The organism is Porticoccus sp. (genome assembly GCF_965660005.1).
GTDB lineage: Bacteria > Pseudomonadota > Gammaproteobacteria > Pseudomonadales > Porticoccaceae > Porticoccus.
In genome coordinates this window covers 1-3,853 of record NZ_CBFHYF010000074.1, presented here as the reverse complement: position 1 = coordinate 3,853, position 3,853 = coordinate 1, and the positions used below count along the sequence as shown (strand labels likewise).

Below are 3,853 nucleotides of genomic sequence, written 5' to 3'. Positions count from 1 at the left end.
CGGTAGTATGTAACCCCGTTTGCGGGTGTACGAAAAGTAGTAAAGCTGATGATTGCAGTGGGCAGAACATGCCAGGCGGTCTCTTCTCGCGTTTCCCTGATGGCGGCTTCAATGGGAGTCTCTCCTGGCTCGACGTGACCTGCGGGTTGATTGTACATTTCAAGCCCGTTGCGGATTTACCTGACCATGAGAAAACGTTGTTCTCGTTCAGCAATGACGGCTACCGTCAGATGGATTTGATCAATCATTTGGTCGCTTTTTGGTGTTGTTTGTGAGGTCTTGCCGTGGGTAGGTGGATGGTTTCCCAGCGGCATTGTCCCGGCAGCAGGTTGCCCAGAGTCCAGTCGCCAATGGCAACCCTGATTAGTCTTAGTGTAGGAAAGCCCGTGGCGGCAGTCATTCTACGCACCTGCCTGTTTTTGCCCTCCGAAATTTGTAGTTCTATCCAGCTGGTGGGCTGGTTTTTTCGTTCTCTTATCGGTGGATTTCGCGCCCAGAGTGTCGGCTGCTCAATCAGTCTGACCGAAGCCGGTCGAGTAACACCGTCCTTGAGTTTTACACCCCGAATTAGTTGGGCTAATGCAGGTTGCGTTATTTCGCCCTCCACCTGCACCCAATAGGTTTTTCTCAGTTTGTAGCGGGGATTGCTGATAAAAGACTGAAGTCCGCCATTATCTGTCAGCAAGAGCAAACCTTCCGAGTCATGATCCAGTCGACCGGCAGCATAGATGTTTGGCTGTTTAAGGTAATGAGCCAGACCCTGATGTCCGTCGCAATCAGAGAACTGGCTCAAGACCCCATAGGGCTTGTTAAAAAGCAGGAGATTTACCATCGGTTGAAAGCACGCTTTTTAAGACTAAAATACCTTAGAGCTATGTAAATCAACTACAAGAGCATGTGTGTTTGTGATAGCATCTTATGCGTTTCTAAAGCGGGACAACAATAAAACCAAGGGTTATTTGTTCCAACCCGACAATAATGCACTAGTAACTTACCCAACATATGGAGCCAACAATGGGATATCAGCACATCCAGATACCAACTGGTGGTGAAAAAATTACAGTTAATTCCGATTATTCTCTCAACGTTCCCAACAACCCTATTATTCCCTTCATCGAAGGCGATGGCATCGGTGTAGATATTACACCTGTGATGATCAAAGTTGTCGATGCCGCTGTTGAAAAAGCCTATGCCGGCAGCAACAAAATCTCCTGGATGGAAGTCTACTGCGGCGAAAAGGCTGCAGAAATGTACGATGGTGACTGGTTTCCTGCTGAGACGCTTGATGCTATCAAGGAATTCAGTGTTTCGATCAAGGGCCCATTAACAACGCCGGTGGGCGGTGGTTTTCGCTCACTCAATGTGGCTCTGCGTCAAGAGCTTGATTTGTATGTTTGTCAGCGCCCGGTTCGCTGGTTTCAGGGCGTTCCTTCTCCGGTCAAAAAACCGGGCGAAGTCGATATGTGTATCTTCCGTGAAAACTCTGAAGATATCTATGCCGGTATCGAATGGCGCGCAGGTACTGACGAAGCAAAAAAAGTCATTAATTTTTTGTGCAATGAAATGGGCGTGACAAAAATCCGCTTTCCGGAAAATTGTGGCATTGGTATCAAGCCTGTTTCAGAGCAGGGCACTAAGCGGCTGGTCAGCAAAGCCATTCAGTATGCGATCGATCAGAACAAATCATCAGTCACCCTTGTGCACAAGGGTAACATCATGAAATTCACCGAAGGTGCTTTTTGTGACTGGGGCTTTGAGGTGGCCAGAGACGAATTTGGGGCGAAGCCTCTGGATGGCGGTCCCTGGCAGGTACTGAAGAACCCTAACACAGGGAAGGAAATTGTTATCAAGGAAGTAATTGCAGATGCCATGCTGCAACAAGTGCTTCTGCGCCCGGCCGAGTACGACGTCATTGCCACACTTAATTTGAATGGTGATTATCTGTCAGATGCACTTGCCGCTCAGGTAGGTGGTATTGGTATCGCTCCTGGTGCCAATCTCTCTGACAATATTGCTATCTTTGAGGCAACCCACGGTACTGCGCCAAAATATGCAGGCCAGGACAAGGTCAACCCCGGCTCACTGATTCTCTCTGCTGAGATGATGCTTCGCCACATGGGCTGGAGCGAAGCTGCTGATTTGGTGATTAGAGGAATTGAGGGTGCTATTTCAGAGAAGAAAGTCACCTACGACTTTGAGCGCCTTATGGAGGGTGCAACTCTGTTGTCATCATCTCAATTCGGCGATGCAATGATCGCCAACATGTAAGCTCTGCCCTCAAAAGCTCCTGTCTCGAGAGAGTACAGGAGCTTTTTTATGACCAGCGAGGCATCAACCATTAACCATTTCCATTTTTCAAGTGGTCGAGGTATTTTGCTTCGGGCTCGGAAGCTTCCGTGTTGATCAGAGGCATGATATTGGAGGCATGGAGCCCTTTCTGACCTTCCGCGAGGTCATATGAGACTTCCTGACCGGCTTTTAAAGTTTTGTAACCTTCTATATTGATTGCAGAATAGTGGGCAAAAACATCGCTCACACCATCTGATGCCAGAATAAACCCATATCCTTTGGCATTATTAAACCACTTGACTGTTCCTGACGGCATATACGAACCTCTCACCGGGTTTTCTGTTATAGGTTTGGTTTTTTACAGTAACCAAGCATTATTACCCTGATTTAAAAGAGCATTTATTGTGTGCATTTTTTGTGCAAAAGCATTTTCTATAACGAAAAAGTGATTAAGTCAAGTGTCTCACAGGGGTAAAAAATCGACATAAATTTGTTCTTAACAGTAAAATAGGACCGCAAATAGCGTATTAATATGTAAGATAGAAACTGTTGATTCTGGCAAGATTTATGAATATGAGTTTAAAGATTCATCTTGGTGAAAAGGACGAAGAGCAACAGGAGTGGCAACACAATACCGCCGCTGTTGTCGAAGCAGCATCACCTGAACTGAAGCGGCCAAAGCGATACAAAGTGGTGTTGTTTAACGATGATTACACGCCGATGGAGTTTGTGGTTGGGTTGCTGGAGATTTTCTTTGGCATGAATCGTGAGGTGGCGACACGGGTAATGCTGAAGGTCCATTTGGAGGGCAAAGCCGTATGTGGTGTATATACCAGGGATGTGGCAGAAACCAAAGTCGCGCAAATAAACCAGTACGCCAGGGACAAAGGGCATCCATTACTTTGTGAAGTAGAACCCTCGGAAGATGATGATCTCTAACGTAGTGTTTAAAGGTAACGATATATGTTAAGTAGAGAGCTTGAACTCAGCCTGAACAAGGCGTTCAAAGGAGCCCGTCACAAACGTCACGAATTCATGACGGTAGAGCATTTATTGCTCGCATTGCTGGATAACGAGTCGGCGCTCAAGGTGCTGAGAGCTTGTGGTGTTGACGTCAATGTACTTCGTCATGACCTGGATGAGTTTATCGAGTCTACAACACCATTGATTCCTGAGGAGCTTAAGGAGAGAGACACCCAGCCAACACTCGGTTTTCAACGCGTTCTGCAACGTGCTGTATTTCATGTGCAATCCTCCGGCAAAAAAGAGGTCCAGGGTGACAATGTGCTTGTTGCGTTATTCAGCGAGCAGGAAAGTCAGGCCGTTTATTTCCTTCGTCTGCAGAATGTAGTCAGAATTGATGTGGTTAATTACATCTCTCACGGCATCTCCAAGTACGCAGACCAGTCAGAACAGCATGATGGCGAGTCTCATCAGGAAGAAGGCAGCGCAGACGCAGAAATCAATAGCAGTAGCCTGCTGGAGCAATTTACCACCAACCTGAATGCCCAGGCGGAAAAAGGCTATATTGATCCTTTGGTGGGGCGTGTTGAGGAAGTGGAGC

6 protein-coding genes are annotated in these 3,853 nt (G+C 47.1%); 4 read left to right on the top strand and 2 right to left on the bottom strand.

Annotation, left to right across the window (positions count from 1 at the left end; all coding sequences use genetic code 11):
- Positions 1-275 (top strand): hypothetical protein (locus tag ACTF5G_RS10030; RefSeq protein WP_438952664.1); only part of this gene is annotated, 275 nt, incomplete at its 5' end.
- On the opposite strand, the gene ACTF5G_RS10025 is transcribed toward ACTF5G_RS10030, so the two are convergent.
- Positions 245-832, bottom strand: a complete 588-nt coding sequence (locus ACTF5G_RS10025; RefSeq protein ID WP_438952663.1) for a pseudouridine synthase — start codon at positions 830-832, stop codon at positions 245-247. The two genes, ACTF5G_RS10030 and ACTF5G_RS10025, sit on opposite strands and share 31 nt — an antisense overlap.
- A 182-nt stretch (positions 833-1,014) precedes the next feature.
- Between ACTF5G_RS10025 and icd the strand changes: the two genes are divergently transcribed.
- A complete protein-coding gene (icd, locus tag ACTF5G_RS10020; protein ID WP_438952662.1) occupies positions 1,015-2,268 on the top strand; it encodes an NADP-dependent isocitrate dehydrogenase in 1,254 nt (417 codons plus the stop codon).
- Positions 2,269-2,338: 70 nt separating this feature from the next.
- Here icd and ACTF5G_RS10015 read toward each other — a convergent pair whose 3' ends face one another.
- Positions 2,339-2,605 (bottom strand): cold-shock protein, encoded by a 267-nt coding sequence (locus ACTF5G_RS10015; protein WP_438952661.1) that lies wholly within the window; start codon positions 2,603-2,605, stop codon positions 2,339-2,341.
- A gap of 251 nt (positions 2,606-2,856) precedes the next feature.
- On the opposite strand from ACTF5G_RS10015, the gene clpS reads away from it, so the two are divergent.
- Both clpS and ACTF5G_RS10005 read left to right on the top strand, forming a co-directional pair.
- A complete protein-coding gene (gene clpS / locus ACTF5G_RS10010) occupies positions 2,857-3,228 on the top strand; it encodes an ATP-dependent Clp protease adapter ClpS (protein ID WP_438952660.1) in 372 nt (123 codons plus the stop codon).
- A 24-nt stretch (positions 3,229-3,252) separates the two neighbouring features.
- Positions 3,253-3,853, top strand: a 601-nt coding sequence (locus tag ACTF5G_RS10005) for a Clp protease N-terminal domain-containing protein (protein ID WP_438952659.1), incomplete at its 3' end; no start/stop codon positions are given.